Source organism: Variovorax sp. PAMC26660 (assembly GCF_014302995.1).
Lineage (GTDB): Bacteria > Pseudomonadota > Gammaproteobacteria > Burkholderiales > Burkholderiaceae_C > Variovorax.
Genome location: NZ_CP060295.1, coordinates 5,226,308 through 5,238,736 on the forward strand (window position 1 = coordinate 5,226,308; position 12,429 = coordinate 5,238,736).

The 12,429-nt window shown below is 67.1% G+C and carries 14 protein-coding genes and 2 riboswitches; of the genes, 5 read left to right on the plus strand and 9 right to left on the minus strand.

What is annotated here, in order from left to right; genetic code table 11:
* Positions 1-33: 33 nt before the first annotated feature.
* From gcvT to H7F35_RS24680, 4 genes are all read right to left on the minus strand, one after another.
* Positions 34-1,206, minus strand: a complete 1,173-nt coding sequence (gene gcvT / locus H7F35_RS24665) for a glycine cleavage system aminomethyltransferase GcvT (RefSeq protein ID WP_187109186.1) — start codon at positions 1,204-1,206, stop codon at positions 34-36.
* 47 nt (positions 1,207-1,253) lie between these two features.
* A riboswitch (glycine riboswitch) is annotated at positions 1,254-1,361 on the minus strand.
* Positions 1,362-1,373: 12 nt separating this feature from the next.
* Positions 1,374-1,464, minus strand: a riboswitch (glycine riboswitch).
* Positions 1,465-1,498: 34 nt separating this feature from the next.
* The gene (locus H7F35_RS24670) at positions 1,499-2,065 is read right to left on the minus strand and encodes a hypothetical protein (RefSeq protein ID WP_187109187.1); all 567 of its coding nucleotides are present in this window, start codon (positions 2,063-2,065) and stop codon (positions 1,499-1,501) included.
* Between the two features lie 111 nt (positions 2,066-2,176).
* Positions 2,177-2,677, minus strand: coding sequence for a DUF4440 domain-containing protein (locus H7F35_RS24675; protein WP_187109188.1), 501 nt, complete (start codon positions 2,675-2,677; stop codon positions 2,177-2,179).
* An 88-nt stretch (positions 2,678-2,765) separates the two neighbouring features.
* The gene (locus H7F35_RS24680; protein ID WP_187109189.1) at positions 2,766-3,959 is read right to left on the minus strand and encodes an MFS transporter; all 1,194 of its coding nucleotides are present in this window, start codon (positions 3,957-3,959) and stop codon (positions 2,766-2,768) included.
* Positions 3,960-4,054: 95 nt separating this feature from the next.
* Here H7F35_RS24680 and H7F35_RS24685 point away from each other — a divergent pair, with 95 nt between their 5' ends.
* Positions 4,055-4,840 (plus strand): AraC family transcriptional regulator, encoded by a 786-nt coding sequence (locus H7F35_RS24685; protein ID WP_187109190.1) that lies wholly within the window; start codon positions 4,055-4,057, stop codon positions 4,838-4,840.
* Here H7F35_RS24685 and H7F35_RS24690 read toward each other — a convergent pair.
* From H7F35_RS24690 to denD, 4 genes are read right to left on the minus strand one after another with little or no spacing between them, the layout of a single operon-like run.
* Complete coding sequence (locus H7F35_RS24690) at positions 4,828-6,105, minus strand: TRAP transporter large permease (RefSeq protein ID WP_187109191.1); 1,278 nt, start codon at positions 6,103-6,105, stop codon at positions 4,828-4,830. The genes H7F35_RS24685 and H7F35_RS24690 overlap by 13 nt on opposite strands.
* A complete protein-coding gene (locus H7F35_RS24695) occupies positions 6,102-6,596 on the minus strand; it encodes a TRAP transporter small permease (RefSeq protein ID WP_187109192.1) in 495 nt (164 codons plus the stop codon). The genes H7F35_RS24690 and H7F35_RS24695 overlap by 4 nt, the downstream gene beginning before the upstream one ends.
* On the minus strand, positions 6,593-7,561 hold the full coding sequence (locus tag H7F35_RS24700; protein WP_187109193.1) for a TRAP transporter substrate-binding protein: 969 nt from the start codon (positions 7,559-7,561) through the stop codon (positions 6,593-6,595). Before H7F35_RS24700 ends, H7F35_RS24695 begins: the two co-directional genes overlap by 4 nt.
* 45 nt (positions 7,562-7,606) lie before the next feature.
* On the minus strand, positions 7,607-8,626 hold the full coding sequence (denD, locus tag H7F35_RS24705) for a D-erythronate dehydrogenase (RefSeq protein WP_187109194.1): 1,020 nt from the start codon (positions 8,624-8,626) through the stop codon (positions 7,607-7,609).
* Positions 8,627-8,753: 127 nt separating this feature from the next.
* Between denD and H7F35_RS24710 the strand changes: the two genes are divergently transcribed.
* The 3 genes from H7F35_RS24710 (at position 8,754) to H7F35_RS24720 (ending at position 9,824) form a co-directional block, all read left to right on the plus strand.
* Complete coding sequence (locus tag H7F35_RS24710) at positions 8,754-9,032, plus strand: DUF1488 family protein (protein ID WP_187109195.1); 279 nt, start codon at positions 8,754-8,756, stop codon at positions 9,030-9,032.
* Positions 9,033-9,092: 60 nt separating this feature from the next.
* Positions 9,093-9,332: a hypothetical protein gene (locus tag H7F35_RS24715; protein WP_187109196.1), complete on the plus strand. Its 240-nt coding sequence runs from the start codon at positions 9,093-9,095 to the stop codon at positions 9,330-9,332.
* Positions 9,333-9,548: 216 nt separating this feature from the next.
* Positions 9,549-9,824 carry a hypothetical protein gene (locus tag H7F35_RS24720; RefSeq protein WP_261803334.1) on the plus strand — a complete coding sequence of 92 codons (276 nt, stop codon included), beginning with the start codon at positions 9,549-9,551 and terminating at the stop codon, positions 9,822-9,824.
* On the opposite strand, the gene H7F35_RS24725 is transcribed toward H7F35_RS24720, so the two are convergent.
* Positions 9,809-11,506, minus strand: a complete 1,698-nt coding sequence (locus H7F35_RS24725; RefSeq protein WP_187109197.1) for an electron transfer flavoprotein-ubiquinone oxidoreductase — start codon at positions 11,504-11,506, stop codon at positions 9,809-9,811. The genes H7F35_RS24720 and H7F35_RS24725 overlap by 16 nt on opposite strands.
* Positions 11,507-11,646: 140 nt before the next feature.
* Here H7F35_RS24725 and H7F35_RS24730 point away from each other — a divergent pair, with 140 nt between their 5' ends.
* Positions 11,647-12,429 (plus strand): SDR family oxidoreductase, encoded by a 783-nt coding sequence (locus H7F35_RS24730; protein WP_187109198.1) that lies wholly within the window; start codon positions 11,647-11,649, stop codon positions 12,427-12,429.

Here is a 12,429-nt window from a genome sequence, read left to right on the forward strand (position 1 = left end):
TCGGGGTGCAGAGCCTAGCCGGGTCTGCAGTGTTCAGCCGCGGTAGTAGCGGGTCGGCACGAAAGGCATGGTCGAGACTTCCATCGGCACGGGCTTGCCGCGCACGATGGCCTGCACGCGCGTGCCGGGTTCGGCAAAGGCGGTGGCCACATAGCCCATGGCGATGCAGCGGTCGGCCGTCGGGCCGAGCAGGCCGCTGGTGACGACGCCGATGTCCTGGCCCTCGAAGGACTGCAGCACCGTGCCGTCGCGCACCGGAATGCGCTCGAGGGCGACAAGGCCCACGCGCTTGCGCTTGAGCGTGTCGTGGTCGGTGTGGCCGGCGGCCCCTGCCGTGACTGCGGCGAGCTGCGCCAGGATCTTGGCCGCGCCCGGAAAGCCGCCTTCGCGCGCGCCGCCCGCGCGGCGCACCTTCTGCATCGCCCAGTTGAGCGAGGCCTCGACCGGCGTGGTCGTGGTGTCGATGTCGTTGCCGTACAGGCACAGGCCGGCTTCGAGCCGCAGCGAATTGCGCGCACCGAGGCCGACGGGCTTGACCTCGGACTGGGCCAGCAGCAGGCGGGCCAGAGCGTCGGCATCTTTGGCGGCCACCGAAATCTCGAAGCCGTCTTCGCCGGTGTAGCCGCTGCGGGTGATGAAGGCGGCAATGCCGCCGATCTGCACCGCGCCGCCGGTCATGAACACGAAGCGCTCGATGCCGGGCGACAGCCGCGCCAGCGTGGCGGCGGCCTGCGGGCCTTGCAGCGCGAGCAGCGCGTGGTCGGGCAGGGGCTGAACGTCGCAGCGCGCGCCGATCTGGCGCTGGATGTGGGCGATGTCGTCCACCTTGCAGGCGCCGTTCACGATCACGAAGATCGAGCCGTTGCCTTCGTTGAAGAACATCAGGTCGTCCAGGATGCCGCCTTCGTCGTTCAGCAGCAGGCCGTAGCGCTGCTTGCCGGCGGGCAGGTCGATCACGTCGACCGGCATCAGGGTCTCGAAGGCGGCGGCCGCGTCGGGCCCGACCAGGCGCAACTGGCCCATGTGCGAAATGTCGAACAGGCCGGCCGCGTCGCGCGTGTGCTTGTGCTCGGCCATCAGGCCGGCGGGGTATTGCACCGGCATCGAGTAGCCGGCGAAGGGGACCATGCGGGCGCCGAGTTCCACGTGCAGGTCGTAGAGCGGCGTCTTGAGAAGTTGGGCGTCGGAAGCGGAGGAAGCGGCCACGGGGCACTCCAAAGGGGCAGTCGAAATCCATGGCTGCAACGCCACGGGCTACCCCTGCTGTCCTCTTTACCTGAGAGATTCGCCCCACGATCGGGGTTTGCTCCTTCGGTGGGCCGGTGCAATGCATGCAACGGCCTCTCTCCAGCAAGGAAACGCCGGTTTGCACTGGCGCCTTGTCAGTCCTTTTGCCTGAGCGTTCGGGAATCCCCTGCGCCTTCGGCGGCCCCGTCGTGCGGGGCTCTCTCCTGACCCGGGCGAGTGTAGTGGATCGCGCGGACCGCAGCTTCAGGCTTCAGTGCACGACCTCGGCCGGCGGCAGCAACCGGTCGATGCGCTCGCGCAGCGATTCGGCGCGCTCGGGGCCGGCGGTTTTCTCGATTTCGCTGAGCATCAGCGCGGCGATGGTCAGCATGGCCTCGCGGTCGCGGGCTTCGCGCAGGGCGTCGCGCATCTGCAGCGCGAACTTCGGATCGCGCCGCACGAACATGCGCTCGCAGATGTCGAACAGGAACATGCGCGTGGTTGCCAGCGAACGCTTGCCGTCGAAGGTGTCGGTGGAGGTTGCGATGCGGATCGGCTCGGCGGCGGCCAGCGGGGCGGGCTGCGCAGCCGCAGCGGCCTGGGCTGTCGCTTGCGCGGCGGCAACGGCGGCGGCGGCTTGCGGGTCTTCCAGATAGCCCCGCTGCACCAGCGTGTGGATCGCCTGCTCGGCTTCGCCACGGTTCGTGAAGAGCGGGCTGAAGTCGGTCAGCGAGCGCCGACCGTCGGCCATCAGCAGCAGCGCGCGCTCACGCTGGCTGAGCGTGCGCTGGCCGCCCTGGAGTTCGTCGCGCGCCTTGTCGGTCTTGGTGGGAAACATGGCAGCCACAGCTTTCGGAGGTCGAGGGCTGCAGCATCGTGGCCGGCGGTGACATCTTCATGAACCTATTTCCCTTACAGGGGAAAAATCGTCGCCGGCTCTTGGCGCGGGTCAGGCGCCGATGCTTTCCTTGCGGATCAGCCACTGGTTGCCCACGCGCTGCAGCTCCAGCGTCTTGCGGTCGGTGTGGTTCAGCTTGTCGGCGCGGTAGACCTGCTTGAAGCGGGCGCTGGCGGTCTGGCCGTTGACGCTGATCACCAGGTCGTCGATGGTCACGCTGATCTTCGACTTGCCCGTGATGCGGGCGCGGCGATCGGCTTCCCAGCGCTTGCGGTCCTGGTTGCGGGCTGGCGTGAAGTCGGGCGCGTAGGCTGCAAGGTAGCGGTCCACGTCGCGGGCGGACCAGGCTGCGGCCCAGGCGCGCACGGCGGTTTCCACTTCGGCGATGCCGGCAGTGGGCGCCGCCGCAGGTGCCGCGGCGGGTGCCGGTGCCGGCGTCGCTGCCGCAGGCGTTGCCGGGGCGGCTGGCGTCGTGGGCGCTGCCGGCGTGGCAGCAAAGGCTGCCGTGGACAGCAGGCCCCCGGCAAGAAGACAGGTGACGAATCGATTCATGGCGCGGTTTCCCTCTTTGTCAGTTATCAGCGTCGAACGCGACGCCGATTCTGGCAGTGAATCCGCTGTGGGCCGAACCGGCGCCCGTTCAGGCGGTCGCGGCCCCTTCGAGGTCGACCGGCGCGATCACCGGTGCCCGGTTGCGCAGCCGCAAGGCCAGCACGGTCGCGACGCACAGCACGCAGAGCACCGCGGTCAGCGTGACACCCAGGCCGCGCGCATCCGACAGCATGCCGAACAGCGGCGACACCAGCCCGCCCACCGACAGCGCCAGCCCGAGCGTGATGCCGCTGGCCGTGGCCGGGTTGCGCGGCAGGTAGTCCTGCGCCAGCGTGACCTGAGCCGCGAACGGCAGGAACATCGCCAGGCCGAGCAGCGCGGTACAGGCCAGCGCCCAGCCGGCCGTCGGCGCGAGCACAAGGCATGCAAGGGCCGGCAATGCCAGCAGGTAGCCGCTGCGGATCGTGCCCATGCGGCCGAGGCGGTCGCCGAGCCAGCCGCCGAGCAGCACGCCCACCGCACCCGAGGCGGTGAAGCAGGTGAGTGCCGCAGCGCCCTGGAAGGTGGTGCCATGCAGGTCACGCGTGATGCGCAGCGAGAGCATCGACAGCACCGTCACATAGGGAATCGACCAGCCCACGATGGTTGCCACCAGCAGGCTGAAGGCGCGCCAGTCGTTATGGGGCTTCAACAGCTCGCTGCCGGCCTGCTTCCTGGCTAACGCTGCCGCTGCGGCGCCCGCGCCGCGCCGCGCATTGGCCACCACCCACACCACGCCCATCGCCACCGCCGGCACGCCCAGCAGGTAGCTGCGCGACAGGCCACCGCCGCCGACCACCGTGGCCGCCAGCACCGGCGCGAACGAGGCGCCGATGGTGCCGCCCACCGAGAACACGCTCATCGCCTTTTGCGACGCGCCGCCGGCCGCGCGCGCCGCCACCGTCGCGGGCGGGTGGTACGCCGCAATGCCCAGCCCGCACAGCGCAATGGCGATCCAGGTCAGCAGGTAGCTCTGGCTGATGCCCGCCAGCACCACGCCCAGCGCCGCCACCAGAAAGCCCACCGGCACCAGCCAGCTGCGCGGATGGCGGTCGGCGTACAGGCCGAACAGCGGCTGCACCACGCTCGACAGCCCGGTGGCCGCCAGCATCAGCCCGCTCACGGCCGTGTAGCTGTAGCCGCGTTCCAGCACCATGAAAGGCAGCAGGGCGGGCACGAGGCCCTGATAGAGGTCATTGACGGCATGGGTGCCGGTGAGCAGCCCGAGTCGGCGCTTGTTCATTCGATCGCTTCCTTGATTGATTTCCTGAGAGGAAAGGCATCGTAGGAAGGCGTGCGAAGATGTTCTCGCTACGAATCAACAAGCATCGTCGAGAAATGGACAAACTGAATCTGCGCCCCGAACAAGGCGAGTCGACCCCGCGGGCCGTCGCGGTGCTGGCGACCGACCCCGATGGCGACGCCTTCATTCCGCCGCACACGCACCGGCGCGGCCAGCTCATCCATGCGATCTCGGGTGTGATGATCGTCGGCGCCGTGGCCGGCAGTTGGGTGGTGCCGCCCGGTCGTGGCGTCTGGGTGCCGCCGGGCATGGAGCACCAGATCCGCATGGCGGGCGAGGTGAAGATGCGCACCGTCTTCGTCGAGCCCGGCACGCGCGCCGACATCGGGCGCGAGTGCCGCGTGATCCGCGTGGGCGCATTGCTCAGGCAACTGATCGTCACGGCCGTGTCGCTGCCGCTGGACTACGCGCCGGGCAGCCGCGACGAGCGCGTGATGGAGCTGATCCTCGATGAGATCGAGGCCGCGCCCGCGCTGTCGCTGCACGTGCCGATGCCGCGCCACGCCCGGCTGGCGGTGCTGTGCGAGGAACTGGTGCGCGACCCGTCGCTGCCCGCGACGCTCGACGACTGGGCGCTGCGGCTGCACATGAACACGCGCACGCTGGCGCGCCTGTTCCAGCGCGAGACCGGCATGAACTTCGGCGCGTGGTGCCGGCAGGCGCGGCTGTTGTTGAGCCTGCCGCAACTGGCGGCGGGTGCGTCGATCCTGGAGGTGGCGTTGGCGCATGGCTACGAGAGCCCGAGCGCCTTCACCGCGATGTTCCGGCGCACGCTGGGCATGCCGCCCAGCGTGTACCTGCGCCGCGACTACTTGGCGTAGACCAGGTCGCGCAGCGCCAGCGAGACCCACGGCACGTAGGTGATCACCATCAGGCACGCCATGATCACCAGCACGAAAGGCACGAGGTGCTTGACGATGCGGTCCAGCGATATGCGCGCCACGGTGCAGGCCGCGAACAGGTTCACGCCGAAGGGCGGCGTGATCATGCCCAGGGCCAGGTTCACCACCATGATCAGCCCGAAGTGCACCGGGTCGATGCCGAAGTGCACCGCCACCGGCGCCAGGATCGGCGCGAGCACGATGATCGCCGCGCTGGTCTCGATGAACATGCCGATCACGAACAGCGCCGCGTTCACGCCCAGCAGGAACATCGCCGGCGACTTCAGCACTTCCTGCAGCCAGTGGCCAATGGCGTCGGGCACGCCCGCGCGGGTGATCAGGAACGCGAACAACCCCGCGTTGGCGATGATGAACATGATCACCGCCGACGACATCACCGACTTGCGCAAGATCGTGTACAGGTCCTTGGGCTTGATCTCGCGGTAGATCACCATGCCCACCACCAGCGCGTAGAACACCGCCACGGCGGAGGCCTCGGTCGGCGTGAAGACGCCGCCGTAGATGCCGCCAAGGATGATCACCGGCATCAACAGCGCCCAGCCGGCCTGCCACAGCGCGCGGCCGAAGGGCATGCGGCCTTCGCCGTCGGTCTTGCCCCAGCCCTTCCACTTGCAGTAGACCCACACGAACAGCATCAACGCCAGGCTGATCAGGATGCCGGGGCCGAAGCCCGCAATGAACAGCTCGCCGATGGACACTTCGGCGCTCACGCCGTAGAGGATCATCGGGATCGACGGCGGAATGATCACGCCCAGCTCCGCGCTCGTGGCCTGCAGGGCCGCTGCGTACGAGGTGGGGTAGCCGTGCTTGATGAGCGCCGGGATCAGGATGGCGCCGATCGCGAAGGTGGTGGCCACCGACGAGCCCGAGACCGCCGCGAAGATCATGCAGGTGAGCACGCAGGTCATTGGCAGGCCGCCCTGCACACCGCCCACGATGCTCTTGGCGAACTCCACCAGCCGGCGCGAGATGCCGCCGGTTTCCATCAGGTTGCCGGCCAGGATGAAGAACGGAATGGCCGCCAGCGGAAACTTGTTGATCGAATTGAACATCTCCTTCACGGAGATCAGCATGTTGGCGTTCGACACCTGGATGCCCAGGATCGACGCCAGCCCGATGGAAACCGCCACCGAGACCGACAGTGCAAAACACAGCACCATCGTTGCGACCATCATCACACTCATTGCGCGGTCTCCAGTTCGAGCCGCTTCGGGTCGAGAAAATTACCAATGATGCCGAACACGCAGAACAGCGAACCCACCGGCAGCGCCAGGTACGACCACATCATCGAGAGGCTTTCGAGGCCGGCCATCGACTGCACGCGCCCGCGCATGGCGTAGTCCCAGCCCCACCACAGCACGATCAGCATCAGCGCCAGCGCGGCGATGCTCACCACCGCGTCGAGCACGCGGCGCATGCGCGGCGGGCTCCAGCGGTAGAGCACGTCCACGCTCACCATCGCGCCCTGCCGAAACGCCATCGGAATGCCAAGGAACACCATCCAGATGAGGCTCACGCGGATCAGGATCTCGCTCCATTCGGCCGGTTGTTCCAGCACGAAGCGGGTGACGATCTGGAACACGCCCAGGGCCGATGCAACGACCAGCATCAGGCAGGCCAGGACCATCGAGACGCCGGTGGTCCAGCGCTCGATGCCAAGGAATCGTTCTTTCACTTGTAGTCGCGGATCTTGTCGAGATTGGCCTTGCCGAAATCCTTCTCGAACTGGGCGTTGACCGGCGCGAGCGCGGCGACGAACCTGGCCTTGTCGACGTTGTCGATCACAGTCATGCCCTTGGCGCGCAGATCGGCCACACCCTTGGCATCGTCCTCGTCGACACGCGCGCGGTTGGCTTTCGTGCCTTCCTTGGCGGCGTCGAGGAAGGCTTGCTTGTCGGCTGCGCTGAGCTTGTCGAAGCTCGCCTTGTTCATCACGAAGATGCAGGGCGAGTACACGTGGCCCGTGAGCGACAGGTGCTTTTGCACCTGGTCGAACTTGGCCGAGATGATGACCGGCAGCGGGTTCTCCTGGCCGTCGACCGTGCCTTGCTGCAGCGCGGTGAACACTTCAGGAAAGGCCATGGGCGTGGTGATGATGCCGAAGCCCTTGTAGGCCGCGATGTGCACCGGGTTTTCCATCGTGCGCATCTTCAGGCCCTTCAGGTCTTCGGGGCCCTTCACGTCGCGCTTGCTGTTGGTCATGTGGCGAAAGCCGTTCTCGGCCCAGGCCAGCGCCTTGAAGCCCTTGGCGTCGAACTTGGTCAGCATGTCCTGGCCGATCGGGCCGTCGAGCACGGCGCGCGCATGGGCCTTGTCGCGGAACAGGAAGGGCACGTCGAGGATCTTCGTCTCGGGCACGAAGTTGGGCACCGGGCCGGTCGAGGAGAACGCGAGTTCCTGCGTGCCCAACTGCACCGCTTCGATCGACTCGCGCTCGCCGCCGAGTGCGCCGTTGTAGAAGGTCTGCACCTTGTAGCGGCCTGCGGTGCGCTTCTCGACCTCCTTGGCGAAGGTGTCGATGGCGACGCCCTGGTGCGAGTTCTGCGCGGTCGAAATGCTGATCTTCATGGTCGTCTGTGCAAAGGCGACCGAGCTGAGGGCGAGCGAAAGGCAGGCGGCGGCGATGGGGCCGAATTTCATGTTGTCTCCGGGGAGTTGGGTCAGGAACGCGTCAGGCGCACTGGACTATGCAACAGCCGGGAGCTTTACCGCGTCGGGATTTTCACGGACGTAGGCGCGAATCACCGCCTCGAAGTTTTCATCGGACGTGAGCCCCAGCGCCCTCGCGCGGACAGTCTCGATGTGCCCCGGCCAAGTTTTTACGATGCGCTGGATGGTCGGATCGGGCGTGCGGTCGAGCAGGGCGGTGGCGGCCTTGCCGGCCACGCGCTCGAGCGCCGCCGCCATCTCGCCGACCGTGGTGGCGAGCGAGGGCAGGTTCAGCGCGGTGCGCGGGCCCCATTGCGCATCGCTGGCCTCGGCCGCGCGCAGGATGCCTTCGACGGTGCGGGCCGGTGAGGCAATGGCCACCGGCGTTTCGTCGGGCACGGGGCAGGCCGCGCGCAGGCCGGCGAGCGGCTCGCGGATCATGCCGCTGAAGAAGCCCGAGGCCGCGCCATTGGGCTTGCCCGGCCGCACGCTCACCGTCATGAGCCGCACGCTGCGCCCGCGCACGAAGCCCTTGCGCGTGAAGTCGGCCACGAGCTGTTCGCCAATGAACTTCTGGATGCCGTAGCTGGTCTGCGGTGTCGGCAGCGTGTGGTCTTCGATCACCTTGGGCAGCGGCTGCTCGGGCGAGTCGCCGAACACGGCGAGCGAGCTTGCGAACACCAGCACCGGTTTTGTGCCGAGCCCGCGCACGCGTTCGAGCAAGGCGTGCGTGGCCGCGAAGTTGCTGCGCATGCCGAGGTCGAAGTCGGCCTCGCATTCGCCGCTCACCGCGGCGGCCAGATGGAAGATGGCATCGGCCTGGCGCCAGACCGTGGCGTCGGCATCGGCCGCGAGCTGCGCGTTGAGGTCGCCCGTGATGGCCGCGATGCGCGCGTCGGCCGCCAGGTCGGGCGGTGGCGGCACGCGGTCCACCAGGGTGATGCGTTCGATGGATCTCGCGGGCGCGCCCACGAGGGAAAGCCGGCCCTGTTCGAGCAGGGTGCGGGCCAGGCGTGCGCCGAGGAAGCCGGCGCCGCCGGTGATGACGATGTGCATGCGGTTTGTCTCCTGTGAACGGCGAGGATAAGTGCGCCTGCGCTGCCATGGTCAGCCAAGTTGCCTGTGGCATGCTCGATGCCGGTCACGCGCGTGGCTTTCGTTTTTCCTTCCAAAGGACCCGTTGATGAGCAAAGTTGAAATGACCGGCATGCAGGCGTCCCCCGAAGGCGTGCAGTTCACGGCCAGCACTGCCGGCGCGCAGGGGCTCTTCCTGGTGCCGATCGACATCCTCTCGGACCTGGCCTGCTCGAGCATGGACTTCGACGACGAGATGATCGAGGCCTTCACCTCCCATACCGACGCCATCGCGAAAGCAGTGGCGATGGCCGTGGCCGAAGGCGGCATGCCCGCAGACGGAGCGCGAGGCGAGCTGTCGCGCGACGGCTTTCCGAATCTGGACTGACACGGTCCACCACCTGCTTCGCATCAGGCTCGTTCGACTTTCATCGACAGGAGACGCGGGATGTTCACGGTCGTGGTCTTGTGGCTCATCGCCGTGGTCTGGCTCGTGGCGAACGGCATGTTCGCGCAGAAGCCTTCGCCGCGCTACCGGCGCAGGCGGACGTTGCTGTCCTGGATCTTTCTGGGTGGATGCGCGGGAGCGCTCGCCGGTTTGGCGGGCGCGGGCTTCTCGCTGCCCGGCGCCATCGTCGGCGCCATCGTGGTGGGGCTGATCGCACGCAAGTTCGTCGCCTCCGCTTGAACGGGCACCGAAAGCCCGTATACCCAATTCAGGGGATGGACGCTATTCGCCAGTCAGCGAAACTGGCGCGCGCAAAACGCAAGCAAGCAGTGGCTGTACCTTGGCTCACCTTCTTCTGACGGGTGAGCTTCAAGCGCTTGCGCTGCAGGACGCGCGAGGCCATCGGCCCGCGATCCGCGATCGACCCCCTCGCGATTCAACAACAAGGAAATACCTGTGCTCGGTCCCCACTGGAGCGGTGAAACGCTGCGCCCGGATGAGGCGACGGAGATCGCCGTCGATTTGCGCGGGGGCTGGTCGTGCGCGTTCCACTTCAAGCAAACCGCCAGTGGCAGCTATGCAGGCGTCGCGGAAATTGCGCATCACGGCCGTCGAAGGGGATCGCTCGTGATCATGCAGCAGCCCTCGCTGGACGCGGCGGTTGCGCGCGCCAAGCTGCGGGCCAAACAGTTTGTCAGCTCACGGTCCCCGCTGGCTCACATCCCCACGTAGTTCGGGCCGCCGCCGCCTTCAGGCGTGACCCACACGATGTTCTGCGTCGGGTCCTTGATGTCGCAGGTCTTGCAGTGCACGCAGTTCTGCGCGTTGATCTGCAGCCGCTGCTTGCCGTCTTCCGTGCCTACGAACTCGTAGACGCCGGCCGGGCAGTAGCGGCTCTCGGGGCCGGCGAACTTCTCGAGGTTGATGTTGACCGGCACCGTCGCATCCTTGAGCGTCAGGTGGGCCGGCTGTTGCTCTTCATGGTTCGTGTTGCTGATGAACACGCTGGAGAGGCGGTCGAAGGTGAGCTTGCCGTCCGGCTTCGGATAGGCGATGGGCTTGCACTCGGCCGCGGGCTTCAGGTACAGGTGGTCGGGCTTGTTGCGGCGCAGCGTCCATGGAATGTGGCCCTTCAGCAGCCATTGCTCGATGCCGTTCATGAAGGTCGCGACGACCAGGCCCTTCTTGAACCAGGCCTTGAAGTTGCGCGCCTTCTTCAGCTCGGTGTGCAGCCAGCTCTTCTCGAACGCGGCCGGGTAGGCGGTGAGTTCGTCGTGTTGGCGGCCGGCCTGCACCGCATCGAATGCGGCCTCGGCGGCGAGCATGCCGGTCTTGATGGCGGCGTGGCTGCCCTTGATGCGGCTCACGTTCAGATAGCCGGCTTCGCAGCCGACCAGCGCGCCGCCCGGGAACACGGTCTTGGGCAGCGACATCAGGCCACCGGCCGTGATGGCGCGCGCGCCGTAGCCGATGCGCTTGGCGGGCTTGATGCCCTGGGCTTCGTCGCCTTCGAGATACCAGCGGATGTTGGGGTGCAGCTTCCAGCGCTGCATTTCCTCGAATGGGCTGAGGTACGGGTTGCTGTAGTCCAGGCCGGTGATGAAGCCCATCGTGACCTTGTTGTCCTCCATGTGATAGAGGAAGGCGCCGCCGTAGGTGTCGCTCTTCATCGGCCAGCCGGCGGTGTGCAGCACGAAGCCGGGCTGATGGCGCTTGGGGTCGATCTCCCACACTTCCTTCACGCCCAGGCCGTAGGTCTGCGGGTCCTTGCCTTCGTCGAGCTTGTACTTCGCGATGAGCTGGCGGCCCAGGTGGCCGCGCGCGCCTTCGGCGAACACCGTGTACTTGCCCAGCAGTTCCATGCCGAGCTGGAAGTTCTCGGTGGGTTCGCCGTCCTTGCCCACGCCCATGTTGCCGGTGGCGACGCCGCGCACCGAGCCGTTCTCGTTGTAGAGCACTTCGGCGGCCGGGAAACCGGGGAAGATTTCGACGCCCAGGTTCTCGGCCTGTTGCGCGAGCCACTTGGTGAAGGTGCCCAGGCTGATGATGTAGTTGCCGTGGTTCTGGAAGCAGGCCGGCAGCAAGGCGTTGGGCGTGCGCAGGCCCGATTTCTCGCCGAGGAACACCATGGCGTCATCGGTCACGGGCTGGTTCAGCGGCGCGCCCAGTTCCTTCCAGTCGGGCAGCAATTCGTTGAGCGCGCGCGGGTCCATGATGGCGCCCGACAGGATGTGCGCGCCGGGCTCGGAGCCCTTTTCGAGCACCACGACCGAGATCTCTTTTTCGTGCTGCGCAGCGAGCTGCTTCAGCCGGATCGCGGTCGAGAGGCCGGCCGGGCCGCCACCGACCACGACCACGTCGTATTCCATGGCTTCGCGAGGGCCGAACTGGGCGAGGATTTCGTCGTGGGTCATGTGGGTTGGGTCGATAATGATTTTTCGAGGCGCGGGGCATCCCGGGTTGCGGGGCATTTTATGCGGCGTCCACGGGCGGCCCGTGTCACTGTTGGACGGGGCTTCTTGCGTCACCTGCGCGACTCCACAGGATTCAGTTCATGGCTTACAGCATCGATCTCTCCGGCCGCGTGGCCTTCGTCACCGGCGCCTCCAGTGGCCTGGGTGCCCAGTTCGCGAAAACGCTGGCACGCGCCGGTGCCGCAGTGGTGCTGGCAAGCCGCCGTGTCGAGAAGCTCAAGGAGCTGCGCGCCCGCATCGAAGGCGAGGGCGGCGACGCCCACGTGGTCGAGCTCGACGTGACCGACATCGGCAGCATCAAGGCCGCCGTGGCGCGTGCCGAAACCGAAGTAGGCGCCATCGACATCCTGGTCAACAACTCGGGCGTGAACGTGCGGCAGCGGCTGCAGGACGTGACGCCCGACGACTACGACTTCATCTTCGACACCAACGTCAAGGGCGCCTTCTTCGTCGCGCAGGAAGTGGGCAAGCGCATGCTGGCGCGTGCCGATGGTTCGGCGCCGGGCACCTACATCGGCGGGCGCATCATCAACATCGCCTCGGTGGCCGCGCTCAAGGTGGTGCCGAACCTCGGCGCCTATTGCATGGGCAAGTCGGCGGTGGTGCAGATGACGAAGGCCATGGCGCTGGAGTGGGGGCGCTTCGGCATCAACGTGAACGCGCTGTGCCCCGGCTACATCGCCACCGAGCTGAATGAAGAGCTCTGGACCACCGACGCCGGCGCCAAGCTGGTCAACATGCTGCCGCGCAAGCGCGTGGGCAAGCCCGAAGACCTCGACGGCCTGATCGTGTTGCTGGCCAGCGGGCAAAGCCATTTCGTGAACGGTGCCGTCATCGCGGCCGACGACGGATTCGCGCTCTGA

Coding starts and splice junctions, on each gene's coding strand:
- H7F35_RS24670 (WP_187109187.1), bottom strand. CDS start 2,065: ATGTTTCCCACCAAGACCGACAAGGCGCGCGACGAACTCCAGGGCGGC.
- H7F35_RS24675 (WP_187109188.1), bottom strand. CDS start 2,677: ATGAATCGATTCGTCACCTGTCTTCTTGCCGGGGGCCTGCTGTCCACG.
- denD (WP_187109194.1), bottom strand. CDS start 8,626: ATGCACATCGTCATCACCGGCGGCGCCGGCTTCCTCGGCGCACGCCTG.
- H7F35_RS24680 (WP_187109189.1), bottom strand. CDS start 3,959: ATGAACAAGCGCCGACTCGGGCTGCTCACCGGCACCCATGCCGTCAAT.
- H7F35_RS24725 (WP_187109197.1), bottom strand. CDS start 11,506: ATGACCCACGACGAAATCCTCGCCCAGTTCGGCCCTCGCGAAGCCATG.
- H7F35_RS24730 (WP_187109198.1), top strand. CDS start 11,647: ATGGCTTACAGCATCGATCTCTCCGGCCGCGTGGCCTTCGTCACCGGC.
- H7F35_RS24715 (WP_187109196.1), top strand. CDS start 9,093: ATGTTCACGGTCGTGGTCTTGTGGCTCATCGCCGTGGTCTGGCTCGTG.
- H7F35_RS24700 (WP_187109193.1), bottom strand. CDS start 7,561: ATGAAATTCGGCCCCATCGCCGCCGCCTGCCTTTCGCTCGCCCTCAGC.
- H7F35_RS24710 (WP_187109195.1), top strand. CDS start 8,754: ATGAGCAAAGTTGAAATGACCGGCATGCAGGCGTCCCCCGAAGGCGTG.
- H7F35_RS24690 (WP_187109191.1), bottom strand. CDS start 6,105: ATGAGTGTGATGATGGTCGCAACGATGGTGCTGTGTTTTGCACTGTCG.
- H7F35_RS24685 (WP_187109190.1), top strand. CDS start 4,055: ATGGACAAACTGAATCTGCGCCCCGAACAAGGCGAGTCGACCCCGCGG.